The organism is Enterococcus sp. AZ196 (assembly GCF_050498845.1).
GTDB lineage: Bacteria > Bacillota > Bacilli > Lactobacillales > Enterococcaceae > Enterococcus_A > Enterococcus_A murrayae.
On sequence record NZ_JBIPAM010000001.1, the window covers coordinates 2,085,290 to 2,111,267 of the forward strand.

General features: G+C 39.6%; 19 protein-coding genes. All 19 read right to left on the reverse strand.

What is annotated here, in order from left to right:
* Window positions 1-7 precede the first annotated feature (7 nt).
* Window positions 8-1,372, reverse strand: coding sequence for an O-antigen polymerase (locus IGI67_RS09975; protein ID WP_429957608.1), 1,365 nt, complete (start codon window positions 1,370-1,372; stop codon window positions 8-10).
* 25 nt (window positions 1,373-1,397) lie between these two features.
* Window positions 1,398-2,288, reverse strand: a complete 891-nt coding sequence (locus tag IGI67_RS09980) for a glycosyltransferase (RefSeq protein ID WP_429957609.1) — start codon at window positions 2,286-2,288, stop codon at window positions 1,398-1,400.
* A gap of 174 nt (window positions 2,289-2,462) precedes the next feature.
* Window positions 2,463-3,287 (reverse strand): LicD family protein, encoded by an 825-nt coding sequence (locus IGI67_RS09985; RefSeq protein WP_429957610.1) that lies wholly within the window; start codon window positions 3,285-3,287, stop codon window positions 2,463-2,465.
* A 134-nt stretch (window positions 3,288-3,421) separates the two neighbouring features.
* The gene (gene cps2T / locus IGI67_RS09990; protein ID WP_429957611.1) at window positions 3,422-4,612 is read right to left on the reverse strand and encodes a beta 1-4 rhamnosyltransferase Cps2T; all 1,191 of its coding nucleotides are present in this window, start codon (window positions 4,610-4,612) and stop codon (window positions 3,422-3,424) included.
* A gap of 11 nt (window positions 4,613-4,623) precedes the next feature.
* Complete coding sequence (locus IGI67_RS09995; RefSeq protein ID WP_429957612.1) at window positions 4,624-5,340, reverse strand: sugar transferase; 717 nt, start codon at window positions 5,338-5,340, stop codon at window positions 4,624-4,626.
* A gap of 36 nt (window positions 5,341-5,376) precedes the next feature.
* Entirely contained in the window at window positions 5,377-6,144 is a 768-nt protein-coding gene (locus tag IGI67_RS10000; protein WP_429957613.1) for a tyrosine-protein phosphatase, read from the reverse strand.
* A complete protein-coding gene (locus IGI67_RS10005; protein WP_429957614.1) occupies window positions 6,141-6,908 on the reverse strand; it encodes a CpsD/CapB family tyrosine-protein kinase in 768 nt (255 codons plus the stop codon). The genes IGI67_RS10000 and IGI67_RS10005 overlap by 4 nt, the downstream gene beginning before the upstream one ends.
* Before the next feature lie 15 nt (window positions 6,909-6,923).
* Complete coding sequence (locus IGI67_RS10010; protein WP_429957615.1) at window positions 6,924-7,712, reverse strand: YveK family protein; 789 nt, start codon at window positions 7,710-7,712, stop codon at window positions 6,924-6,926.
* A 77-nt stretch (window positions 7,713-7,789) separates the two neighbouring features.
* Complete coding sequence (locus IGI67_RS10015) at window positions 7,790-8,545, reverse strand: helix-turn-helix domain-containing protein (RefSeq protein ID WP_429957616.1); 756 nt, start codon at window positions 8,543-8,545, stop codon at window positions 7,790-7,792.
* 131 nt (window positions 8,546-8,676) lie between these two features.
* Window positions 8,677-9,777, reverse strand: a complete 1,101-nt coding sequence (locus IGI67_RS10020) for a hypothetical protein (RefSeq protein WP_429957617.1) — start codon at window positions 9,775-9,777, stop codon at window positions 8,677-8,679.
* A 32-nt stretch (window positions 9,778-9,809) separates the two neighbouring features.
* On the reverse strand, window positions 9,810-10,550 hold the full coding sequence (locus IGI67_RS10025; RefSeq protein WP_429957618.1) for a hypothetical protein: 741 nt from the start codon (window positions 10,548-10,550) through the stop codon (window positions 9,810-9,812).
* A 121-nt stretch (window positions 10,551-10,671) separates the two neighbouring features.
* A complete protein-coding gene (locus tag IGI67_RS10030) occupies window positions 10,672-12,402 on the reverse strand; it encodes a hypothetical protein (protein WP_429957619.1) in 1,731 nt (576 codons plus the stop codon).
* Complete coding sequence (locus tag IGI67_RS10035; protein ID WP_429957620.1) at window positions 12,402-13,181, reverse strand: hypothetical protein; 780 nt, start codon at window positions 13,179-13,181, stop codon at window positions 12,402-12,404. The genes IGI67_RS10030 and IGI67_RS10035 overlap by 1 nt, the downstream gene beginning before the upstream one ends.
* A gap of 28 nt (window positions 13,182-13,209) precedes the next feature.
* Window positions 13,210-13,785, reverse strand: a complete 576-nt coding sequence (gene lepB, locus IGI67_RS10040; RefSeq protein WP_429957621.1) for a signal peptidase I — start codon at window positions 13,783-13,785, stop codon at window positions 13,210-13,212.
* A 92-nt stretch (window positions 13,786-13,877) separates the two neighbouring features.
* Entirely contained in the window at window positions 13,878-16,175 is a 2,298-nt protein-coding gene (locus tag IGI67_RS10045; protein WP_429957622.1) for a glucosaminidase domain-containing protein, read from the reverse strand.
* 18 nt (window positions 16,176-16,193) lie between these two features.
* A complete protein-coding gene (locus tag IGI67_RS10050; RefSeq protein WP_429958629.1) occupies window positions 16,194-17,948 on the reverse strand; it encodes a class C sortase in 1,755 nt (584 codons plus the stop codon).
* 117 nt (window positions 17,949-18,065) lie between these two features.
* The gene (locus IGI67_RS10055; protein ID WP_429957623.1) at window positions 18,066-18,770 is read right to left on the reverse strand and encodes a pilin N-terminal domain-containing protein; all 705 of its coding nucleotides are present in this window, start codon (window positions 18,768-18,770) and stop codon (window positions 18,066-18,068) included.
* The gene (locus IGI67_RS10060) at window positions 18,771-23,789 is read right to left on the reverse strand and encodes a SpaA isopeptide-forming pilin-related protein (protein ID WP_429957624.1); all 5,019 of its coding nucleotides are present in this window, start codon (window positions 23,787-23,789) and stop codon (window positions 18,771-18,773) included.
* Between the two features lie 173 nt (window positions 23,790-23,962).
* Window positions 23,963-25,774: a SpaH/EbpB family LPXTG-anchored major pilin gene (locus tag IGI67_RS10065; RefSeq protein ID WP_429957625.1), complete on the reverse strand. Its 1,812-nt coding sequence runs from the start codon at window positions 25,772-25,774 to the stop codon at window positions 23,963-23,965.
* Between the last annotated feature and the right edge of the window lie 204 nt (window positions 25,775-25,978).

Consider the following 25,978-nt stretch of genomic DNA (forward strand, 5'->3'; position numbering starts at 1 on the left):
GGTACCCTCACTTTTTCATCATTTTTAAAGCAGAAGATTCATTCTCAAGCTGTTCGGGGTATCCTATCTTTACCTTTCTCCGTTTCAAGGAAAAATCGAATAAAAAGAAGTAGATCACCTTGATGAGTACGAGAGTCATGACCGTTCCTAATGAAATCAAACCGATCGCATAATTCTCGATCGAAGCCAGAACAATCCAATAAAAAAGATAGCCATAACAGAGGATCGAATAATTAGTCTTTGGGCCTAGTGTTTTCTGTTTAAAAGAGGAGTACCATACAGAGAATAGAAGAATCACCACAAATACCATTAAACACATTCCAAATAGACCGAAGTCATGATAAGGTCGCCGAAAGAACGTATAAATATTGCCTTGTGTAATCCCTAGTTGCCGCATTTCAAGGTGCACACTTCGTGTGTAAGTAGTTATTCCAAACCGGTTGAGGAAAGAATAAACCGCCGGAAAGGTCTCCGCGCCAAAATGTTTTTCAACAACTAAAGGACGTTCAGTTAAGTACTGATTAAAGTGCTGAATCGATCCTCCTGCATAAGTCGAAATGTATTGAAAAAAAGTACGTGTGGTTTCTCGACCAATAAAACTCGCCGCAAAGTAAAAGAACCCCAGCGTAATTGGCAAAATCACCACAATCTTTCTCATATACCGAAAAGACAGCTTTTTTGGCGACCAACCAGAACGATATTGCAACAGAATATAACTAATCACAACTGAAAAAGCCACCCACCGTAACAGTTCTTGACGCCCCGATCCCATTAGGACGCGAATCGCGAAAAGAAGGATCGGAAAAAGATAAAAAAAATAGTTCCTCAACTTGACTTTTTTTGACAACGCATTTTGAATAAATGCAAAGGTAAACACATAGCCGATGGCATCAGAAGTTTTTACAAACAGACTCACCAAGCCACTGATTGAAGCCTCGGCAGTATAAGACGTCGCATTACGAAAATGCCACAAGAGATTGGCCCCATCGACATACCCACTGATGACTGCTAAACGCTTAATCTCCTTGTAGTATAAAAACAGAGCTGCAAATTGAAGGAGTAGAATGAGGAAGACCTTCCATTTTTCAACCATCAATACCTGCAATTCTTGTTCCTTTCCAATCGAGCGTGAATAAAAGAGGAAGACTAAGTAATCTGCCGTAATGGCAAGTAAAAATCCAAGTACTAGGATGCCAAGCGTCTTTGGCAAATAGTCAATCTGCCAATTGAAAACGTTTAATAAGGCAAAAAAAGTACTTAGGGCAAAAACAGATAGAAAAACGACCGAAGGTCTGAATAAGTCATACTGCATGAGATGAAAAACGAGTAAAATCAAAAAAATCTCGATAATAAATAAAATAGCGATCAGCACATGCTTTCCTCCAATTTTCTAATACTTACTCCAAAAAGGCGTTTTCTGTTTCATCTTTTACCATCAAAGCATGAAATGCCGCCAACGAATCCCGAATCGTCTCATTCATAAACGTTGTTCTCTGAATATCTGATTGAAAGGACTGATTCGTCGAGACATTATGGTGATGCAACACTTGCAGTCGAGGCGTATACATCGTTTTAAGATGGTTTTTTTGACATAGATAGTCAAGGATCTCCGTCTCATAATACATAAAGGTTCCCTTGAAAAACGCATGGTCTCGTTGTTGAATAAAAGCTTCGGAGAAAACTAAACAGGAGCCGTGTAATGGGACATCATAGTAAGTGTTTCGATGGTCGATTCGGTTTTTCTTAATTCTCTGGTTGTAAACAAAGCGTTTTAACACGTTTACTCGTTTGACCCGACATTTGACTTTCGTTAACGTTTTTTGCGAACATTTCTTTTCATAACTTTGCAACAATCCCGCTATCTCATTCAACGTGTAGTGTGTTAATCGCTTCGGACTTTGATGAATATTCAACGAGGTCGCATAGACATCTGGACCCAAAACGGCGTACTGTTCCGCTTTATAAAGCTCTTTTGCCGTAAGAATAAAGTCCTGTTGAGTAATTTGAATATCATTGTTCATAATGACAATGCTTTCGGGATTATACAGTTTTTTCGCATACAGATACCCAATGTTGTTTCCTTTCGCAAATCCACCATTTTCAGGTAAAACGATCACATCAATAGATGGAACCGCTGAATAAATTTGTTCCAACTCTTTTCCTGAGCCATTTGGTGACGCATTATCGACGATAATGATTCGTTTTTCTCCGATCAGCTGTAGAATACTGTTCACACATAAAATCGTCTCTTCTTTGACTAGGTAATGCAGCACGACAAAACAAAACATAGAAAACCCTCCAAAAATTATTCGTATAAGTGAATCCTTTCTCACTATTGACTGAACAGTCAACTGGAATTTGAGTATACACCGCGACCTTTATTTAAAGGAAAACACCACAGCTAAAAAACTCGGATTCTTCTCTTTCATTCATTGATCGTTTTCATTTACTATTTTAGGAAACTATTTAATATGTTTTCTTGCTAATTGTTCCGTAATATCTGGGGTATACGTCAGATAATTTTCTCCATATAGCTGTTTCAAATAAGCATCATCATTCTCGGGGACGAGAAATGACTGGTTCTCAAAAGCACGTTCGTGCCCTTTCCCCCACCACTCCTTCGGGAGTATTTCTTTTTTGTACAAGGAGCCCGTGATCGTGCCTATCTCCCTTGACTGTTCAATGGGATATTTAGTATACAAACGATCCAACCGCTCATAGATCCCCACCTGCGAATAGAGACGGTGGATTCGAATTCGTTTTAAAAAGCGCAAGACTTTTTTCTTTGTTGAATCATGCATATCTACCGTATCTTCGATTCCCATCGTCCATACCCCTGCAAGTGCACGATAGATATAGACCCATGCATAATAGATGGCTTTTAAAGGAGCAGCATTGGGACTGCCATCAATTGGAAGAATATCGATCACACTTAATCCCAAGTGATTATTTTTCGGTAGCCCTTCTTGCTTTCGTATTGCCTCTTTTAACAATACCCTTGGGAAATAACAATGAATCTCTGGATTGTGTTTATAGCTGATCACATCAAATTTTTCTGACCACTCATTTGTGGCTGTTAGTTCAATCAATCGATCATAATCTTTTCTAAAAATGGCGATATCTGCATCATCATCCCATGGAACAAACCCGCTGTATTTTACTGCCCCCATGACACTTCCACCTCGTAAAAAGAAATCCATGCCATGTCTTTGACAAAATGTACGTAATTCTATTAATGCCTCTAATTCCAACAATTGGAGTCTCCTTAACTGATTCTCCTCCACCATTCACTCGCTCCTCTTAACTTACTCCTACAAATAGACTACTTATTTCCTAGTAGTGTTTCACCGTTTCCTTCGGAAACAGCTAGCGTTTTAAATCCCCCCTACACGTACTCATTGTTCCCAATCAATTTCATAAATCACCGATTATTCATCAATAATGCTTCATAAGAAGAAATGATCCTCTCCCACGAAAATTCAGATGAAATATGATCCGGATGTTTCAGCCCTTTAAGGGTCAATATTTCTTCAATCGGTGAATCCAGATCTGTAATCGTTTTGTGTAAGGCACTCTCTTTTTTCCAGTACACGGCAGAACCTCTACCTACTTCTCGATTGAAGCCCACATCTAACAAAAGATTCAATTTTGTTAGTCCCATCGCTTCCAACAAAGACGGATTGGTCCCCCCTACCTCATGACCATGGAGATAAGCAAACGCATTCTCTCGGATGTATTTTAGTAGTTCTTGGTTATAGACGGTACCAACAAATTTAATTCTCGGATCGGTTTCAAAATTTGTCGCTCTTCGCAAATGGTCATAGAATTTATTTTGTTCAACATTCGTAATTAGAACCAAGTCCTTTGTCGTCTCAGATTTCATAAATTCACGAATCATCGTTTCATAATTATTTTCTGGCACAAACCGACCGACAACTAAATAGTATTCCCGTAGGGAAATATCCTTTTCTTGATACCAGTCGCAAACTTCAGAATGGGTGTCATTTAATGTAGATTTTTCTAAATCCGTTCCGTAAGCAAGATAGGTCGTCTGTGGTTTGTAAGAAGCATACGTCTCATGAATCGATTTCTCGATGGTTTGACTATCACAGATCAGTAGATCGGCATGTTTTACCATCAACCGTTCGGAATATTTCCAGTACCTCCGAACAGGATACGACCACTTCGCTCGCCGCCATTCGTGCCCATCCGGATTGACAAATAAGCGTCCTCCAAGAGCCGTGATCCTCTTTTTCATGCGACCGATAAAAGGACCGATTCGACAAGCGAGAACATAGAAAATAGGCTGTTCATCTTGATTGATTTTTGCTAACTGTATCGCATAATTTAACGCCATGATATCGTAATAGATTGCTCGTGCTGGACCCATTTTGGGCACGTCAATAGTAAAGCACTTCGCGTGGTTATGCTCAAAGTGCTTTTGATGAATATCTGATTTTTCCGAATTTTCACGCATACAGGCGACATGGTATTGGATTCTTTTATCCACTTGATTCTTGGTCAACTGCTCCACAAAAGTTTCGAATCCCCCATAATGCGCAGGGATTCCCTTTGAACCTATAATATAAACATGCTGCTTCTCATCCTTCATTTAATGACTCCTTAATACGCGCCATCTGGCTTTATCATGACTCTAATAGTCTTCATGATAAGCCACATGTCATACCAGAAACTTCGTTTCTGAATGTACGCAATATCAAATGCGACCATTTCGTCAAAGTGAACCTCACTTCGCCCACTAACTTGCCACAAGCCTGAACATCCTGGTTTTACCAATAGTCGTTGTCGATCATAGGCGGTATAATGAATCACTTCTCTTTTTAAAGCTGGGCGTGGTCCAATCAAACTCATCTCCCCTTTTATGACATTGACCAACTGTGGAAACTCATCCAAGCTTGTCCGCCGAATAAATTTTCCAAATTCAGTCACCCGGGGATCCTCCTTTATTTTGAACATCGGTCCTTCAACCTCATTTTTATCCAGAAGTTCTTCTAATCGTTTCTCCGCATCCCCATGCATCGAACGAAATTTGTACATTGTAAAAGGTTTGCCGTCTTGACCCATACGTTCTTGTGTAAAAATCACAGGTTGATCTGGATCTTCTCGATAGATTTTAAGTCCCACCCATAACATGATTGGTGAAAGAAAAACGAGTCCCATCGCACTAAAGACTACGTCCATGAATCGCTTGAAAAATACATAGAAGCTTCTTTTTTGTAGCTCCGATTGATCGCGCCCATTTAGTTGGAAGTGCCTTCGATCGTCATATGTACGGTTTTTTAACCTTCCTATATAGCCAAAATCATTTTCATTCTTCATCCCTAACTCCTCCAACAAATCGTAATCATTCAAAATTTATGAATACAATACACTCGATGATTCCTTGATTGCTCGATAATTCGGTCGATCCACTGGATCGCCATTCACTAAATCTTTAGCCATTTTTTGCATAGCCACAACCGTTTCAGAACCACAAATTTTCTGAATCTCATCGTATGCCTCTTTCAATAGAAATGCCCGAGAACTCACATTGTGTGCATCGGACGCAACCATAAACCCCATTTGATGTTCTAACAATTGTTTGGAGGCGTATTGAATTTCCTTACCAAAAGCACCGACAATGCTTGGAGCTGTCAACTGCGTTAATGCGCCCATCTTTAAAAATGGCAATAAACGGTTTGGATCCTTTCGGAAAACAAGATTTCGCTCTGGGTGAGCAATCACTGGAATATGCCCACGCTTGATCAATTGATAAAAAATGCCCTCGATATGAAGTGGAAGCTCTTTTGTTGGCAACTCTAACAAAAGATACCTATCTGTTACATCGATAAATAAGACACTTTCCTTTCCGATCTCTGATAAAAGTACTTCCGTCAATCGAACCTCCTGACCTTCAAGTAGGGTCAAAGGAAGGTGTCGTTGATCGAGCTCTTTTTGAAGCTTGTCCACTGCTTCAATCACAGAATCCGCAGGATTCATAAACTTTCCATTAAGATGATGCGGGGTACACATTAAATGAGTGATCCCTTGATCAATGGCTTGTTGCGCCATATCAAGGCTCTCTTCAACGGTTCGTGCGCCATCATCTAAGCCAGGCAGAATATGGCTATGTAAGTCGATCATTTTCCTTTCTTCGTTCCTTCCGTTCCATAGTAATACGCTTCGTCTTTTTGGTTGATCCCGTTATAAACGATTCCGATCACTTTCGCCTTGACCATACCTAATAATTTTCTTGCTTCTAACAGGTTTTGCTTTTTGGTCACCCGCTCACGCACAACTAAAATCGTACCATCGACAAGGGAAGACAAAATTTGCGCATCGGTCACCATCACTACCGGTGGCATATCAAAAATTACCAGATCAAATGATTCCGAAAGAATCTCAATCAGTTCCTTCATTCGATTAGAGCTTAATAATTCCGAAGGGTTTGGTGGCGTTGGGCCGCTTGGCATCAAATACAGATCCTCAACACTTGTTGCCACCAAACGACTCCCCACTTGTGCATGACCTTGGGTCATGTAGACATTCTCTAGTTCCGTCTCTGATAAGAAACTGCCACTCGTTGAATTTCTTTCTGCTAAATAATTGCTTAATCCGTTAACATTTGGTATGCCAAAGCTCAAGGCTACATTGGGCCTTCTTAAATCAGCATCTACCAACACTACCCGATTGCCTGCATTGGCAAAGACAATCGCTAAATTTGCAGCCGTTGTTGTTTTCCCTTCAGAAGGCCCAGAAGACGTCACCACCAACGACTCAATTTTTTTATCCGCAGATGAAAATTCAATATTGGTTCGAATTTTTCGATATTGCTCGGCAGCTGTAGAAAATGGATTGAGGGCTGCCACCAAATCCACTGGGGTAATCGTTTGTTCCTTGTTTTCCATGCCACTGTTTACTCCTTATAAACGTTCTCGGTGTCGATTAGGAACCGTGCGAGTCGCAAGTGTTCGTTTTACATTTCCTTGCTCTGGCGTCATTGTTCCGCGGTTAGCAATAAGTTCATCTGGATCGATTTCAGAAACAGCACCTAGAATCGGAAAATCCAAGTTCTCTGACACAAACCGTCGATCTTTCACTGTGTCATCCAACAATTCTGAAATGAAAGCACCAACGACGCCTACTATTACGCCTAATAGCGCACCAATTAAGAGGTTCAACAGGTTATTGGGAAAAACAGATTCCGTAGGAATCACCCCTTTAGAAGTGATGGTTACTTTGGTTACTTCCAATACCTCTTCAGCGATTTCTTGGAAAGTCGTTGCTGTCACATTTGCAATTGTCGCCGCTTTTCTTGGTTCCGAAGAGGTCGCAATGATTTGAAACATCTGTGAATTTTGCGTTTGTTCGACTTCGATCATCTCTTTTAACTCTTTATTGCTATAGGTATATTGATACTCTTCTTGCAGATTCTTCTGTACAGCATCAATGACAATATCCCCCTTGATCATGTCCTTATAGGTATTAACCATTAAAACATTGCCATTAATATCATTTTGTAAATTGCCATTCCCATTTTCTGCCTGTTTATTCTGAACAATCATTTGCGCTGAAGAATCGTACTTTGGTGTTAGTAAGAAAAAGGTCGTAATCGCTGCGATCACGATCCCTACAATTGTCGTACCCAAAATCATTCGTAGGTTCTTTTTTAAAATCTGAAACAATTCATTTAAACGAAGTGTGTCTTCCATCTACTTTCCCTCTCGGGAAACGATCATTCTTTTCTCGACCGTTTCGCAACTATTTTTTCACTTAGGAATTTCCATTATTAGAAATCAACCTGTTTGAGTAACCAGTCTTCACTCTTTAATAACTCGAGTAAATTTAAATCAAGCTGATAGCCTCGTCCCCAAAAAGTTTGAATCGCCGATTGTCCCAAATTGACCTTTGAAAATTTCATTTTTAGTCTCGACGTAATGGAGGAAAGAGAGGCTAATTTCGAGCTACTTATCGCTTCACCCCAAACCTTTTGACACATTTCGTCCCTTGTCACCACACGATCTTCACTCTGCATAAGAACAGAGAGTACCTTTAATTCGTTTTTTGACAATCGATGTACAATGGAACGAATTTCTCGTTTGTCTATATACGGCTTTTTCCCTATCGTTCCCTTTGCTTCTGTAATCATTTTTTGATTCGCCGTACCAGTCCTCGACGCTGTTTTCAAATGAAATAGCCGTTCTCTTATCTCATCCATTGAATCACTAGTCGCAATCACACCCGAGACAAGCCCTTGCTTGTAATAGTCTGCTTTTTTTACCGTCTCTTCATTTTCGACTTTTCGAATAATATGGTCGGAGTATGTTTTCAAAACGGGACTCAATGCATCGACTTCGGATTCACAAATCGATTCACTCAAGATAATGTATTGAAAGAAATGCAACACATCTAACCCTTTTCTACGCTCGTTGCAATAGTCAAAAATTTTAGTTGAACTATAGACTTCATAATTCAAGGATTGCAATTTTCTTTGAATTTCTTGTTCAGCTAAAATATTTCTGGTTAAAATCAATACTTGATTCATTTTTTTCTCTCCTTTAGATACGTATCCATCCTGGTTCAATCATTTATCAGCAGGAAATTCATGGATACGGTAAAGAGAGCAGAGAAGCAGGGGAACATCACATTGCTTGCACCGCTCTCTCAAATTTATTCTTAGTAATCTTTCCGAGTCATCACAGAAACTTTTGGATACTCATACTGTTTTTTGATTTCTTCTAAATCAGGAACATTATTATGTGCTAAATGATCCACACGGCTTTTCAACTCTTCGTAGATACTTAGAATCGCCTGACGGGATTCATCTACCTCATACGACACTTCTTTGGCACGCTCTTGAATCGTCTGCAATTCATTTTCTGAATCTTGGATAATCCGTTGAGCATCAATCTTCGCTTTTTCTACCATTCGCGTCGCTTGTTTCCTAGCAGAAATTAGCACCTCTCCGATTTCATGTTGGGAATGAACCGACTCTTGCTTCATTTGATCATTTTCTTTTTGCAGTGTCATAATTTGGTGTTGAAGCTCTGTCACCAATTCTCCTTCGATCACCGCATTTTGATGGTTCTGATCGTCGATCAGACGTCTCATTTGTTCCTCTTTTTCTCGGATTTGTTGCTCCTTCGTAAAGACTGACTGATTCAATTGAGTGATTTGTTCTTCTTTACTCGTCAACTCGGCAGTTAACTGACTCAACTGTGTTTCAAGCGTTTGGACTTTCTCAAAGCGGTGCAGCTCTTCTTCTTTTTGGTTCAACATCAATTCATGGTATTGCTGCTTGGCTTCTTTTAATTCAATTTCTATCTCTTTGTATTTTTCCAGTGACTCTTTTAATGAGGTGACTTCCCCATTGGCCTTTTCCAATTGGATCTTAAGCTCTCCGGAGTTATTCTCTTCTGTCAATCGCTGAATTTCTTGACGATTCCGCCGGACTTCGTTTTCCAAATCCTGTACTTGACGACGATTATCCGCCTTCTCCTCACCTGTTCGCAAAATTGACTGTTTGTACTGCTCATTCTCACGGACTAAGCGTTGCTTCTCCAATTCATTGCCTTTCTTCAACTGTTCAATTTCTTCTTCTTTTTCCGCTAATTCTTTTTTTAATTTCTCAAGTTCAGCGGAAGGCTTCTTTCCTTGTGGTGTCGACTTGGTCGGTGCTTCCTCGTCATACATCACTTGTTCCTCCGGAACAGAATTGATTTCATCAATAATATTCTTATTAAAGAACCAACCGTTCTTTTTTTGTTGTGTATGCATGTTATCCTCTCTCCTATCGTTGTTCTCTTTAGTTACTCATCTTCTTGAATCAATTTGAATTCTTCCTCCGGATTGTCCCGTGAGAAAGTGCAGCTATAGGTCTTTTTCTTATTCTTGTCATTCATCAAATTCATTTGGAACGTGATCTGTGTCAATTTTGAAACATCCTTTGCTTCTTTTGCGAAAGCCTTAATATTTTCTTTGATCTGTTGGCGGTTGTCTTCGCTTCCAGAGTCCCCAGCTAACGCAATATTTAATGTCTGACTTGGAATATCTAACACGATCAAGGTCGTCGATAACCCAAAGTACGGACTTACTTTCGTCGATAAATCACTTTCTATTTCGTACTGCCGCTCACGGTTTTCTTCAGAGAATAGTTCTTCCCACGGATAATCCTTTAAGCCGATTCCTTTTGCCGGATAGGCCTTGATTGGCATTTTTGTAATCAGTTGTTTCTGCTCCTTTTTCAGTGTATACAACTCATCTTTGAGTTGATTGCTGCGGTCTGTGACAACATGTAACTGCTCTTCCACTTGAAAAAGACCGTAGGTCGTTAGTAATAACCCCATAGCCAGAAATATGGCCAAGATCAATAATGCTGACACGTGTTTTTCTTGTTCTGCTTGTTTCACATAATCCAACTTCCGTTGGAAGGAGACTGGGGTATTTGGCGGCAAATGCAGCCGCTGTAACTGCACCTTGATAATCATTCGTCGAAACCAAACAATCAATATGACAATGACCAGTCCCACGCTAATCCAATTTATGATCAAACGTCCTCTATCCTCTCTCTTTGGTTTCGTTGTCTCATGGGTGACTCCCCTTCGGACGAATCGTTAGGAACACCTGAGGTGTTTTCCATACGCATTTTCTCTAAGCATGTCACCACTAGAATCAAAACAATCGATTGTTTTCTTCTTGTTTATTCTTTTTGATTTCTTTTAATAGTGTCCCGTTTGAGAGTGCCTCTACTTTAAATTCTAAATCGTCGTAAATAGACAGCACACTTTTTCTAGATTCAGAAACTTCGATCAAAATCTTTTTCGCTCGGTTACCAATGGTTTCCAGCTCTAGCTCTGCTGAATTGATCATATGCTTTGCTTCTGCTTGGGCCTCTTCAATTGTTCGATTCGCTTGTTTCTTGGCAGAGATTAGAACTTCTCCAATTTCTTGTTGCGATTGCACCACTTCTTTTTTCAGCTGTTCATTCTTATCAAGCAATTCTTCCACTTGTTTTTTTGTTTGAAGCAATTCCAAGCTTTCTTCTTCTGTTCGCTGTTCCCTTAAATCGGATAATTCTGCTTGAACATTTTCTAAACGTCGTTCCAGTGTTTCTTTTTCTGCCTCAAGCTCTTCTAAATGGGCCGTCTTTTCTTCAAATTTTGAAATCTCTTCGTGAGCATCGAACAAGGCACTATTGAGTGCCTCTTTTTCGGCAACTAATTGCGCCACTTCCTCTGTTTCCTCAGTCACTTCCTGATCAGTAGTTTCTTTTATCTCTTCTTGTGCTTGTCCTTGTTCGCCAGCTTCCATTTGCGTTTCCTCCATTGTTGTTTTAAACGATTCAGTTATTACAGAGCTTTCTGCTTCCATTCTTTCTTGATGGGCGTGCAGCTGTTGAGGTGTTTGTCTCTCTTCTTTTCTATCCTCAATCAGCACAAGCAATCTATCCTTTTCTTTTTGAAGTTCTGCAGTGGCTCTTTTTTCTACTTGATACGTATTATGTAACTGTTGATGCGTCTCTTCCAATACTCGTTTTTCAGATAGTAATCGTTGAATTTCTTCCTCTTGTTCCGTTACTCTTTCCAGCGTTTTCGTAAATCCTTCCAGCTTTTCTTGCATTTCAAGAGCCTCTCGTTGAAGCTGTTCCATTTTTTCTCGGTCATGAATAGCTGTTTGTTTAAGACGCGCCACTTCTTGTTCGTAGTCGTCATTTTTTTTTTGAGCTGACTGGTAGTCTTGTTTAAGCTCTTCGAGCTCACTTATTAATTCATCAATCGGAACACCTCTTTCTGCTTCCAACTCGTTTAACTTGCTCGTTAGTTCTTTCTGTTCTTGTTCCTTTTCTACTAACTGCTGTTGAAGCGTATCTAATGTTTTCTCGATCGTTACCTTCTCTGTTTCTGCTTCTTCCAATCGATGTTTCCAATGCTCATTTTGTTCATTCAATTCATCTTCTAAGCGAATTCGTTCAAAATCGAGTTTCTCTTTTAATTCTTCTTTTTCGCTTTCCAATTCTTGGACATGGATCGCTCGTTCCCTTTTTAAGAGTTCTAATTCTCCTTCGAGACGGTTGATTGTTTCTAACAGTTCCCCCTCTTTTTTTGCCGTTGGGCCATCTTCCTTTTCATCATTCTCGATCTGAACGTGTTGAATCTGTTCTTCTAATGCATGGATACGTTCTTGATTCTTATGATTGATTTTGATCCATTCATCTCGCTCTCTTATCAACTGATCCCGTTGAAAAAGAGTGCGATTCAGTCTTTCTTGTACGTCCAACGGATCTGTTTGGGTATCTAGCTTTTCATTGAAGCGTTCTTCTGCCTGCAATTCTTCTTCTGAGATTTCATTGATAAATTCTTTCAACGCATCGGTTGAAAGCCAACGTCTCTTTTTCTCTGCCATTAGCCTTTCCCACCATCATTCTTAAGATTCTGTTCGGAAACATTCATTTTTTTGAATCCCTCTTCCGATTTTTCACGTGAATAAGTGACACTGTAGATTACTTTTTTTGTCTCACCAATAGAAGTGACCATTCGGACATGGACCTCTGTTAATTCAGGAATTGCTTCTGCTTCCTTTGCAAAGGCATCAATATTTTCTTTGATCGTTTCTTTGCTTGTATCATCTTCTGTTTGGCTCTTCAGTTGAAGTGAGACTGTTTTAGGAACAGCTAAGGAAACCGTCGGTTCCAACGCACCAAAGTATGGACTCGTTTCTTTGGAAAGATCGGATTCAATCTGTTTTTGCATGGTTGAATCTTTACTTTCTCCTGTTAGCTTTTTCCAGTCATAGTCTTTTAATCCGATTCCTTTTTCTGGATAACTCCTCAACGGAATACTTGCAACTAATTGGTGTTGTTGCTGCTCCAATACTTCGATCCGATCCGTCAGTTTAGTCGTTTGCTTTTTCAGCTTTTGATTCGTGTCCGCAAGGATCACTATGGCACTCACGACAATAATTACTGTGACGCCAAGAAACAAGCAACCACGAATCAACGAACGAATATGCTTTTCTTGTTCGAGCTTCTTCACATAAGCCATCTTTCGTTGAAACAAGGAGGACTGTTCCTCCTCTTTTTGAATAGCTGAAAAGCGTCTATCCAGGTTGAGGCGCAGCAGCATCAAAATAACCACCGCAATGGCAAGCATGCCACTCACTATTTCCAAAATTTCTACTATCATGTTCTTTCCCCCAGCAGGTTTTTCTTTCTCATTCCGTTTCCGCCTGCTTTTTCAATAAGGACGGGAGGTGAAATTGAACCGTTCCTTCAACATCTTTTTTATGAACAAATCCAAAGGTTCGACTATCTTTCGAGACATCAATATGGTCTCCTGTTGTAAAATAATACCCTTCGGGAATCTTTGTTAACTCTTGAAATTCTTCCGCTACAGCTGGGGCTAATTGAAAGGTGTAAGTCGTTTCAAAATCCCCATGCGAACCAATACTTAAAACCATTCGATCATTGCGAATGAACATGCGATCACCGGGCAGTCCAATGACTCGCTTGACAAATTTTCCGCTTTCTCCTTTAACGGAAAAAGCAATCACGTCATACCGCAAGATAGAGTCTTTTCTTTTTACTAATACCATGTCTTTTTCTGATAATGCTGGAAGCATGGACGTTCCTGAAATTGGGTGAAAACTATACTCTTTACGTACGAGCATGCCAGAGCCGATCAATGCAATCAGCACGAATAACGTTAATATCGTGAGTATCAGACTTTTTGCGATCGAGCGCTGGGGCAGTTTTTCTGCCTTTTCTTGACGTGATCGAACAGTTGCCATAAGTTACGGTGCTCCTTATACACTAGATTGTCAGAAAACCTCCGACTGGTTACACTTTTCTCAATTCGACAGTTAAAGCTTTTTTGAAACCACTATTTCGCCTTGATATAGGAAACTTGATCCGAAGTTGCAAGATTGTTATCGATCACTCGATAAGAAATTATGGTTCCACCATAAACATTTCCTTCGGAAATTAGGATCCCTTCTGGTCGAACGACCTCGACAAAGGCTACGTGACCATACCGAGCATCAGAACCTGCGACTCCTGGTTTAAAAGAGATCAACCAACCCGCTTTTGGTTTTTGACTGACTTCATAACCTAGGGATTTTCCCTTACTTGCCCATTGCCCGCCATTGCCCATGTAATCATCCACCGTTTTTCCCAGTTGATTGACACGATTAAAGGCATACCACGTACATTGGCCGACAGGATAAGAGCCTGAAGCATTATAATCCACCCCGTTATAGTCTGGATATTTCATCCGACTACGGTATTCTTCGGGTATCTCATCTTTCCCTTTGATGAACACCCCAGAATTCTTTTCAACCTTCGGTTGATCGTATTGTGTCAAATGGTACAGCGCGATAATAGAATTCAATTTCTTACCATAAGTGGTGTCCGTAGCATAGGTTCCAGTCAAAGCATCTGTTGTCCGAAGGTAATTCTTCGCTTTTGAACGCCAGGTTTTTTCATAATAATTGGTATTTCCTAATATACCGCCACGCAATAATTCCACATAATCACCCAAGGACGCCGCAAAGTTTGGATACTTTCGAAAGGCCGAGTTGATCGAATACAACTCTCCATTTCCACGATCTTCTTGTGTAGCCATTGAAACCGATTGTCCTTGATACGCGCCTTTTACACCGAATAAGTTGTGATTTGGTGGTAAGGATAAGCCACTTGTGCCTGAACCACTTTCTAATAGGGCTTGTGCAATCATGACTGAGGCGAATACGTCGTATTCTTGACCCAATTTCTGTGCATCTTCGCCAACTTTTTCAATAAAGTTTTTCGCACCATCATTTTCAGTGATGTTCATAGCTGCTGGGTAGTCGTTTAATACACCTTCACCATATTTTGTCAGTGTCACTTCTGAAACCTCTTGAACCAATAGGTCCTCATCTAAATCAATAGATTCCACTACAACTTGACGCTGTGTTTTCTTTTCCTCATTTTCTTCAGCATCCGTTGTTTTTGATTCTTCGGGCGTTTGTTTTTTTGCCTTCTTTGATTTCCTTGTCTTTTTCTTGCTTTTAACGTTAGTGTCCTTTTTAGATATTTTTTCTCTCGTAAGGGTTTCGCTAGTTTCCTTCTCTGTTTCTGTCGTCGTTGCTTCTTCATCCACTTCGACATCATCCACAGATAAGTAATAGTCTTCTCCAATATAAATACCTAGCAAGACCGTTTGGTCTTTCTCTTTTTTATATAATAAAGTGCCAATTTGAAGCTCCTCTGGCATTTTCTTCGGTGTACCCCTAGGTTCTATTGCGTACAGTTCTTTGTATAGAGAAATTGCCAATTGATTGACATCATAGGTTTCTTCTTGTTCAACACCGACTTGTTTGATTCCTTCGTAGATCAATGCACCATGGGCCTTTTCTTTCAGGCTACTTAATAGCGGTAACTCGAATCCTTTTAAATCAGATTGTGCCACTTCTGTAGTTTTCAATTCACTAGGTAAATTCAAGGTACTTGTTTCCGAAAAAGCCTCTGGAACAGGTGTCGTAAACGTTGGGTTTGCTTGAACACTTGAAACATTTGGTGATACAGTTGTTGCTGCAGCCGGTGACTCAGGTACCTTCGGTACTGGTGCAGGCGTCACTGGTTGTGTTGGCTCACCTACAGAAGGACTTGTTGATGGTGGCGTCGGTACTCCACGGCTCGGTGTTGTTTCGCTCGGTTTCGTCACACTTGGTTTTGTGCTACTTGGTGTTGTCGTACTTGGCTGCGTTGGTTTTACCGAGCTTGTTGACCCAGTATTAGAAGTGCTGCTTGAGTTCGACGAACTACTAGAAGTGCTTGAACTTATAGACGGAACCGTTGTACTTGAACTGGGTGAAGTGCTGCTCGTACTGCTTTCAGAAGGAATCTCTTCTGATGAAACACTCGTTTCTGGATTCACGGGTTGTCCCTCTGGGCGACTTGATTCAACCACTGAGGTTTCTGGTTCGACGTCTATGGTAGGCACCTCATTTTCTACCGCTTCTTCCTCAATTGGAGGCACACTACTTTCAGAAATAGAAGAGACACTTTCTGTTGTTTCCGTCTCTATAACTGCCGAAGAATCTTTATTTAATTCCCCGGCTTTTAATGCACCGCTTCGTAAGCTTGCAACACCACCGATCACTATCAAAACACCACAAATTCCCACAACTATTTTTTTCATGAATGGTTTCCTCTCTTTTTAAATAAAACTGAAGAATAGAATTGGTAATAAGAAAAGCAAGAACAATGGTACAACCGTCTGCATCGGGTCTGAAATGATTTTGGCTGCCAATGTCATACTCACCCTATCGGGTTCAGATACAGGATCTTTCTTGACAAGCGTGCCATCAATTTTTCCCTCTTCTCGTTTAAGGTTCATTTGTTTGAATAAGCCTTCATCGGCATCACGTAAGGGTTGAACACTTTTGAGGCTTCCTTGAACAAGACGTCGATAGATTGTACCAATATCGCCTTCACAGCGAAGAAGCGTCAATTTTGCGATCCCATTTTTAGGCTCCTTTTCGACATAAGAAACCTCCGTTTCTTCAATGATCTTGTTCAAAGAAACCTCATAGACAAAGACGTTTTTGAAATCTGTTGTATAAATTAATTGCCCTTTTTTTAAATCTTGGATTCGATGAAGTAGCACATCCTTATCAAAGATATTATGAGCTAGCACAACGTAGTTCCCGCGTCCCAATTGCTGATCCGACCGATAGGTCGCCGCTCCTGTCAGAAGGTTTTCATTTGCCATTCCTGCCAGGATCGGCAGATCAATCGATACATCGGGAATCACAATCTTTCCAATTCCCCAATTATTGGTGGTTGTTTGAACCACAGACTTTGCTTTGGCGTAGTCAGAGATTTTCACACTCGCTATTTGTTTCTCTCCATAGTTTGCTTCATCAATTTTATCGATGTTGTACGCATTGAGTTCCTCTTTTTGCCCAATATTTACTGCCGCTGATGCTGGTTCTTCTTCCATATGCAGGTATCCATAAATTGCTGTACACAATACAGCGACCATACTGATGAATAGAAGAATGAAAAGCGTTTTCGTCACAAAGAACAATCTTCGTAAGTTTCTCCTTGCCCGTTGGGCAATGATTGGATCCTCCGATCGGAATCGCTTGATAAAGCGTCGATATAAGAGCATCAATAAGACAAAGATCGCGACATTCAAACCAAGAGTAGCTAAAACAACGTTTTGATAGCTCCATTGATTACGCTTCTTCACTTTTCGTTGAACCGCAGCTTTGTAACTTACTCGATGTCCAGTCACTAACAACCGGAAAGTATTGATTCCTGGTGGCGTGCAGGTCAGTAATGTAACCTTATCCTTCCCTTTGCGAATCTTCACTTTATCCACATCGCTTGGTAATATCTCTTCAAAAGAATCAATTTCATATGCCAAGCGTTTACCTAAAATATTGATAAAAAACAAATCGCCTTCTTTTAAATTGCGGATGTCCGTAAAGAGCACTTGGTTCTTTACACCACTATGTCCCGTAATTACAGAATGCGTATTTTTTCCTCCAACCGGAATGGATGTAGGTTCAAAGTGCCCCAATCCTTTTTCTAATGTTTTAAAGGAAGTGCCATGAAAAAAAGGCATTTGTTTGATATCAATGGAAGGAATGTCTACCGTTCCCATAACATCTCCTTGTTTCATGATCTTGTTATAGACAACCGGTTCCCCTTTGGGGAGTCCTTCTTGTTTCGCATAGATGTATTTGTTGTAGGCTTTCGCAAGATTCCATTGCTTTTCTTTTTCTTCAGTAGACATCTTCTTCATGATGTCATCGTATTCAGCAACCGCTGCACTACGTTCACGATTGGCTAAGTAGTTCCCAACGATTGGATAAAGCAGAGTTAGCACACCACCGACAATCATGATGATCGCAAAAATTTTCAAAAAGGAATGTTTCCTTTTTTTTACTTTAGTTTTCTTCATGATCGTTCCTGCGCCTTCTTTCATCGGGTCTATTCCATTCATAGTGAGAAAGAAAGAATCTAGGATACTCGTACTTGCGCATCCTGGATTCTTTCTTCAATGTTGATGCATTATTGGTTAAAATACGTCTTTTTTCCGGTGGATACTAATCATCCCAACACCACCCATAGCAACAATCATGGCTAATATCCATAAAAGTACTTGTGCTGTTCCGATGTTCCCACTGGTTTGGGGTAATTTCTTAATTTCTTCTGGTTGAGAACCGTTGGTTCCCCTCACTCCTTTTTTCTCTCCTGGGCCAGGTGTTGGTAAGACACTTGATTTCGGATAGATATACACTTCATTTAAAGGTTCGCCAGTCTGTTGAGGAAATGGCAATTCGACGATCACAGGTTCCATCACATCTTTAAGCTGTGCATGTTCCTTCTCTACGATTTTGTACATTCCTTGTGCCAAGTTACCTGCATGAGCAAGTCCCTGACCATCCGTCGTTACCGTAGTTTGAAACGCGCCATCCCCTTGAACAGGTTCAAAACCAGAAACGTTGCCTTGCATAGGTGTTACACGGGTAATCTCATATGAAATGCCACTTAGAGGCTCCAAATTCTTTCCATCCGCATCTTTGACTTGATCCGCTTTTGTCCCATCCAGTGGCAACGTATTCTCCACCTTTGTAAAATCTTCGATCTTATATTTCTGGATGAAAATATTGTAGCCGTCTGATGATATCGGTGTTTCCTCAGTTGCAAAAACTGGTAATACTGAACCAAAGCTCAGTGAGAAAGCAAACAAACAGAATAACAAACGATGTATTTTTTTCATTTAGCTTCCTCTCCTTACTTTGATAGGTCGAAAGTGCAGATAGACACCCGCCATACCGACAACTAATAAAATCGCAGACGAAATCAAAATGATTCTCATCGCTTTTGTCCCACCGGTAAATGGCAACTTCGTTTGTCCTTTATCGGAGACATGTACTTTCACAATAGAGTTATAAGTTGGTACCTTCACTTTTATTGGATTTTTTAACAACTCAAACCCATCCGGTGCTTTTGTTTCCACAATGGTATAGTCTCCTGGTGGGAGACCTCCAAACTCTAGCCAACCATTCGCATCAGTTGCTACAGGACCAGCTATTTTATCTGAAGCATTCGTACTGTCTCCTTCATAAAGATCAAATTCAGCACCTTGTAATGGACGACCAGAAGCTTCTATTTCCGCTTCACTCAACTTTCCATTTCCATCACTATCGACTGCAGTTCCCTCTTCATATTTGAAAAGTCTAATTTTAGATAGTGGTGTTAGCCCCGCATTCACATCTGTAATATGATGAATATTATCTGTTCCCAGCAACGAAGATGTTGGTAAATCATTCAGTTCTGGTTGGTTATATTCTGGTGTCTTATAGTCGTTAGGATCCGCTTTCGAGTTCTTTGTGTCATCACTACCAACCAGTTTTTTAGTTACAATGACAATTTTTCGAACGACGAGATCGCCAACCATGAATTCAGCCACGTATTCACCCTCTGGGAGATTTGAGAATTTGTACTTCCCAGCAGCATCCGTCTTAATCAAAGAATTTCCTGAAGTGTCGACAAATGCTTCACCAGTCAAACTTTTTTCAACCAGCTCATCAGCATAGTTTGGTTTCTTTTGACTTGTTCTATACAGTTTTACTGGAATGTTTTCGACAGGATTTTCCCCTGCATCAATCAACCCATTATAATCGTTGTCATACCAAACATATCCTGTAAGATCACGACCATAGACTCTTGTCCAAACTGCTTGAGAATTTACCTGCAATTTAAAATCAGAGTTCATTTGCGCATTATTTACTAATACATCACCAGCTTTTTGATTCTTCGGCTGAATGGTAACTGTTAATTTGACCTTCTCATCTACAGCAAGCTTAGGTACCGAGACGAGTATCGCCTTAGCATCTTTCACTTTGCTTATCGGATCAATCCCTGGTTTATACGTAGTCCATCCAGAAATGGTATTCGGATCCGTGTCGTATGGCATTGAAGAATTTGAGAAAGTGATTGTTGAGCTAGGTCCTGTCATTTTGATATCAGTGACCGTATAATCGCCACTGAACTTTGTCCCACGACCATCATTGTCAAAAGGAAGTACATCTAATAACTTTCCATCAACGATGTTATCTAAACTTTCGTTTAATAGCGTTACATCATAAGTAATTGACGTATCCTCAGGCACTGCAGTAGGTGCAGTGTTTCCAACTTCTATTAGCGGTTTATCTGCACTTTTGCTTAGAACAACTTGTTGCATTCGTTGAACCATAAAGGAATCTAATGACGAACGGATGTTTTCTGAAGACTCATCTCTATCTCGTAAATCATTGGTTGCCCAAACATCACCTAAAGTTTTTACAGTTAAATTATTCGTATACCCGGTGTTTAAATATGACAACTTCGTCTGGTCTAACCCACAAGTAAAATGAGTTTCAATTCCTTCTCCTAACCTTTTTCCTGGAAAAGTCCATTTCAGAGTAGTTGTTCCATCAGGATTGTTTGTTACCTGTAATTTATCTTCAATTGAATCTCCATTGGAATCTTTAGATGGTCCAATATAATTCATCCCTTTTGGAAGAGTAGTGGTTAATGAAGCATCAACTGTATTTTGATGTGAGCCACCTAATACTCCGCTTACTTTTACATTCACATTTTCATTAGATTGATATAGACTTTTTTCAACTTCTGTTTTAGTTGTAATTGACATTTTTTTTACATATGCGGATTCTCCAAGATGGTTCCAATATTCCATGGGGTAACTTAATGGTGTTCCAGTACTAGAAAACTGAGTAGGTTTATATACTCCCGTTCCAGTAATAGAACCATTACCGGTTTTCCCTGCAGTTCCATCTTTATAAGATTCATATAACACATTACCTTCTTTATCGAAGAATCTTTGAGAGCCCAGAAAGACTATACGATTCCCTGCTGGTGTCTCATCACCACCGGTAGCCGTAACAACCACTGGCACAATTGCAAATTTTTCCATAGATGAATTCACTGGAGTAGAATCATATTTACCAATGTATAAAACTGCACTTATATCCCCATAAGCTTCAGCCTCTTCAGGCGTGTCATACCAATTATATAAATCCTTATCCAGATCCATTTTCTTTATTTTCATTGTATAAGGTGGAGTGTCTCCAAGCTTAGCTGGCTTAGCTACACCGTATTTATACTCCGCAGAATTATTTTCAGTAGTGTAATAATAATGGGATGGTTTTTGAGTTTTATCATATTTGAATGCAGTTGAATCCCACATAAATAAATGCTCACTGCCTGCAGACTTTTCTGCTTGCGTATAACCGGTTATTTGTCCCAATACACTAAACCAGACTCTACTACCCGTAGATATTTGAGCATTTCCATAATTTCGGTAAGCTCCGAGGTATCTTTCTGTTCCGGGATTTGCATTATCAATTTTAATTGTCGTATCCTTTACTGTGTAAAGACCGTCGACTTGCTCTGTCATAATGACTGATGCTGCAGTATATGATCCAGGAACTGCAACTAGACTAGGATAAGTAATACTTGACGAATTCGAATTCGTAAACCTATTTCCTGAGCTATCTTCATATGAGACTGAATCTACCTTTAAAGTCATGTCATACCGTGACCAACCATTTGCTCTGGCTGCATTCTCCGTTTTCTGTTTATCCCAGCTAAAAATTAATTCTAGGCTGGAAAAACTTTTATCCGTAGCCGACGGACTTCTCTCCCCTGACATTAAATAAGTATAAGGATTGTATGTTGGTGAGTAGTTCTCATTTTTTACAGATCCATTTCTTGTAACAGTAAAATCCCCAGAATTGTAGACACCTATTTCTGATTTATCATTAACTAAAGGTTGAGAATTGAATATTCTGTGTGTCATGGCATGGGGGGCTGACAATGGACGTGTAAATTGACTAATATCTACATTTCTTCCGCCTGCTGTTGTTTGCCAGGGCGCTGTGGTTCTGTCCTTGACTGCTGGAGCATAAGATTCTACATATAACGGATTGATAGCCGTGGACGGTATTGTTACTGGGGTCGCAGCACCTTTTTGATAGGTTCCTCCATATTTAACATCAAAGTTGATAGGTCCGCTTGGAAATGTAGATCCACGATAATCACCAGTAGCTCTTTCGTCAAGTTTCTTTAAGGTAGTTACAGCAGCAACATCATATGCATTTTCCATTGGTAAAGTTGAACTCAGTACTGTATTTTTTTGAATTTGACCTCGAACTAATTCAACTGAAATCGAAGGTCTTGCTGAAACTTTAGTACCTCGCACTGATAAACCAGATAGTTTGCTACTATCATAGACCTTATTTATTTTCTCGATTTCTCCAGTGTCTTCATTCTTTGCCTCAACAATTTTAAGTTCAAATGTTGGAGTAATCAGGGTTCCATGGGCAGGCCCGAATATATTTAGGGTTATTGGAACAAATACTTGTCCTGTATCGCTAATAACGGATTCCATTTGACCTTTCGAATATTGATCTCCGTTTCCATTTGGTATATCTCTATTACTCCCATTAGCAATTGCTCCAATATTTACAAAAGTTCCGTTAATATTTTTAAAAGCTTCAGTGAGTGTACTGTCTACTTCGTATTTTATATTTGAATACTTAGTTTTTGTATTTTCATTTTGGATGGAAAATGATACCAAATATATTATCTGATCAAAAGAACGTACAATATCATTTTGACTGTCCAAATCATGTCCCGGATTGTTATCTAAATCAAAAGAATCTGTTCCAGTTTTCACGACAACTTTTGCATCTCGAATACCAATAGTGCCATTTGATGTGGCCTTCGGAGACTTCAATTTTGTATCGACTAAAAATTTTGGAGATCGCAAAGAATCTTTTTCACTGTATTCTACAGCCTCAAGTTCTTTTAAGGTTTTCTTTGTATTTTCAGTTGAAACAGAAACTATCTTTTCATTCTTCTCCACTTTTACAGCTTTTTGTTTTTCAATAATTTCTTTTTTAGTTAGGTCTTTGTTTTTTTCCCTTCCTATTTTTTCCTCAGTTGTATCTTCAGTTTTAATTTCTAGTTTGTTTATTTCACTCTTTTTTGTTGAGGCCTTTTTCTTTTCTGTTAAAGCCTTTGTTTCTTCTGTTGTTATTTGGTCTTTTTTTAATGAGACACTAGACTCATGAGTACTCTCTTTTGACTTGGAAATTACAGATGAAGATGTGCTTCTTGTCTGCTTTGACACTTCTAACGTACTTGAAGCTTGAGAGTTTATTTCTTCTGAATTGTTGAATTTCAAAAGCACTTGCTCTCTTTCCGAATTTGATGCATCCATGATGTTTACATCCACACTTTGAGAAGTGTTCCGCTGTATCTTTATCAATTGATCTTGGCCTTTTTTCAAGTACACATACAACAAACCAGAACCTTCTTTTTTTAATACACGAACACATTTCGGTTTTTCAGTCATTTCCTCATCTTGTAGCCATTTATCAAAGGTTTTAGTAAACTCATCTTTTTTAAAGACTGCTGACGATTGCTGTTCAATGCTCAATTCCTTTTTTTCTTCACTGAGTGGCTCGATTGAAGCATTTTCATCAAACGGAATTTCTGCTATTATATTTTCTTTTGCCTCTATTGTTACTTCAACTGACTCTTTCTCTGTTTGTAACTTTTCTTCATCTCCGGTCACATCTTTCCCATCAATGCTCACTTTTACAAACTCATCTGCTGTGAATGCTTTTAATAAGTCCCCTTTGGGAACCACTATAATCAATAGTCCAATCAGAAATAGTATAGGAAGAAGGATAGTGACTACTTTCTGTGCTTTTGGATTTTTTCGCATCGTCTTCCTTTCCTTTCCACCATCAAAGTATGTATGTTTTATAAGATGGTGTCTCTATTTCAATCCATTTGTTGAAACCTTATAAAACACGCGTTCTCCTTTAAACACAGGTTTACTAAGGACGAATATCATCCTTAGTAAATTATGTGTTAGAAAATCATCTTATTTTTTCGTTACACCGCACGGCGTTTTTTATCAATTGCAATTGCTGCTGTACCGATAGTGATTGCTCCAATGGCAATAATTACGATTAGCATTGTGCCAGTGCCACCGGTAAATGGTAATTTGGTTTTTGGTTCATTGACTACGGTAATTTCAGGTGCATTATTTTCATGTGTATCCAATGTTACGGTTACTTTTTTCGGATCTTTCAATAATTCAAATCCATCTGGAGATTTTGTTTCGACAATCCAGTAGTCCTTTTTGATATCAGCACGATCCCATGTTGCCTCTGAAGGGATACTTGGTTCTTGTTCGCCGTTCCCATTTGAATCAGTAAACCAATCTAATTTCAGTCCATCAAATTGTGCGTTACCTGATGCGTCTGAAGTTGAAGTTAGGTAATCTACGCCTGCAGGTAAAGTATCCGCTGCAGGGGTTCCACCAGGTCCAGCAGTTTTTCTATACGTTTTGCCATCACTTGCCAAGAAAATATTATCTTCCGCATCTTGTTCTGTTAGCGCAATATGGAACTCTGCTCCAGAAAGGTCTGCTCCAGATTTATCAGTCTTTTTAATGTCAAATCCACCATTGTAGTATTCTGGTTCATCACTCGTGTCTTTTACTGGCTCTTGTCCAGGGATCAAGTAATCGACATCATATTTATTTGTAATTACACCATTGAAATCTTCTTCTACCGTTGTCTTATAGACCACTCGGATATGTGTATCTTCATCATTGGTAACTCTCTTCATTCCATCTTGAGTTAAATCAACTTCAACTTTCTTAGCGGCTCCTGCAGTCATATTTGTTACAGGATGGGCTGCTACAGCTGTTCCGTTTAAGCTCACTTTATAATCAGTTCCAATTGTAAGATCCTTCCATGTCGTACCATCCTTATCTAACACTTGGATAACGATGTCTTTTAACAACAAGTTAGTATTCAGATCATCGGTTACTGTAAAGTAGTCCGCAAATAAATCATACGGTGCCGCAGGTGACGCGGTAATATTCAAGTCAGCGATTGGATTACCATCCTTGTCATGACGATTTGTAATGGTCATATCTTTGGTAATCTCGCTATACAAACCATCAGGAAGTTTTGTCGTCGCTTCCCATTGAAAATCTTGTCCAGCTTTGATTGAGTATCCTTTACCACCTTGAACCGTCTTATCCAAATCTGTATCTGTCACGATATTTTTAGGATGAACATGTACATCGTAGATCAATTTAGAGGTATCATCACGTTTTGTTTGTGGTAACCAAACAAAGAATGGATCCATTGGTTTATTGATTTTTTTGTCAGTCTCTCCAGTCACCGGATCAGTATAAGTGTACTCGCCATTCCCATCTTTGATTTCTCTTACTAAATAAATACCATCTGCTGCTTTTCCCGTCCCAACATCAAATGTCAAACTGCCGTCTGCAGCCGTTTTACCTGTTTGTCTAGTAAATGTTGGATCAATCGTATAGGCTCCACCAGCTTCTGTTTGTTGCAATGGATCGGTTAAATCCACTCCTGCTGCTGGAATTACTCGAACGATTTCAAAGTTTACATCTTGCATAACTTTCTTTCCTTGTAAATCAGGTGCAACCGCTGGGTCTAATGATTCTCCATCTCCACGCTCTCCTAGTTCCGAAGCGCTATTGATTTCGTACTTCCAAATTGTAATAGAACGTTTAGAAGTATTATCTGATACTGCGTTCCCACTAATATTTTGTGTAGGTGGCGCCGCAAAAGCAACTGTTGTACCAGCACCTGCAGCTCCTAACATTGTCAGCACACCCAAAGTCATTGCTGTTTTACTTATCCATTTTCTTTTCATAATTTGCTCCTTTATTTGTGTAGTTTTGGTCATCTTCGTTGAAATCAAAAATAAGTGAAATGATGATTGCCGCATTCCTTCACTTATTTCCCAATACTCAACTGGGGTGTTTCGTGTCTCATTTGGTATTGGAGACGATCTAACTGCTTGTATGTCTGTCTATCGATAAACATACCTCCTTTCAAAGGGCACTCATCCGTTGAG

Coding starts and splice junctions, on each gene's coding strand:
- IGI67_RS10035 (WP_429957620.1), bottom strand. CDS start 13,181: ATGATAGTAGAAATTTTGGAAATAGTGAGTGGCATGCTTGCCATTGCG.
- IGI67_RS10055 (WP_429957623.1), bottom strand. CDS start 18,770: ATGAAAAAAATACATCGTTTGTTATTCTGTTTGTTTGCTTTCTCACTG.
- lepB (WP_429957621.1), bottom strand. CDS start 13,785: ATGGCAACTGTTCGATCACGTCAAGAAAAGGCAGAAAAACTGCCCCAG.
- IGI67_RS10030 (WP_429957619.1), bottom strand. CDS start 12,402: ATGGCAGAGAAAAAGAGACGTTGGCTTTCAACCGATGCGTTGAAAGAA.
- IGI67_RS09980 (WP_429957609.1), bottom strand. CDS start 2,288: ATGTTTTGTTTTGTCGTGCTGCATTACCTAGTCAAAGAAGAGACGATT.
- IGI67_RS10020 (WP_429957617.1), bottom strand. CDS start 9,777: ATGCATACACAACAAAAAAAGAACGGTTGGTTCTTTAATAAGAATATT.
- IGI67_RS10005 (WP_429957614.1), bottom strand. CDS start 6,908: ATGGAAAACAAGGAACAAACGATTACCCCAGTGGATTTGGTGGCAGCC.
- cps2T (WP_429957611.1), bottom strand. CDS start 4,612: ATGAAGGATGAGAAGCAGCATGTTTATATTATAGGTTCAAAGGGAATC.
- IGI67_RS09995 (WP_429957612.1), bottom strand. CDS start 5,340: ATGAAGAATGAAAATGATTTTGGCTATATAGGAAGGTTAAAAAACCGT.
- IGI67_RS10065 (WP_429957625.1), bottom strand. CDS start 25,774: ATGAAAAGAAAATGGATAAGTAAAACAGCAATGACTTTGGGTGTGCTG.
- IGI67_RS10000 (WP_429957613.1), bottom strand. CDS start 6,144: ATGATCGACTTACATAGCCATATTCTGCCTGGCTTAGATGATGGCGCA.
- IGI67_RS10010 (WP_429957615.1), bottom strand. CDS start 7,712: ATGGAAGACACACTTCGTTTAAATGAATTGTTTCAGATTTTAAAAAAG.
- IGI67_RS10050 (WP_429958629.1), bottom strand. CDS start 17,948: ATGAAGAAAACTAAAGTAAAAAAAAGGAAACATTCCTTTTTGAAAATT.
- IGI67_RS09985 (WP_429957610.1), bottom strand. CDS start 3,287: ATGGTGGAGGAGAATCAGTTAAGGAGACTCCAATTGTTGGAATTAGAG.
- IGI67_RS10060 (WP_429957624.1), bottom strand. CDS start 23,789: ATGCGAAAAAATCCAAAAGCACAGAAAGTAGTCACTATCCTTCTTCCT.
- IGI67_RS10045 (WP_429957622.1), bottom strand. CDS start 16,175: ATGAAAAAAATAGTTGTGGGAATTTGTGGTGTTTTGATAGTGATCGGT.
- IGI67_RS10015 (WP_429957616.1), bottom strand. CDS start 8,545: ATGAATCAAGTATTGATTTTAACCAGAAATATTTTAGCTGAACAAGAA.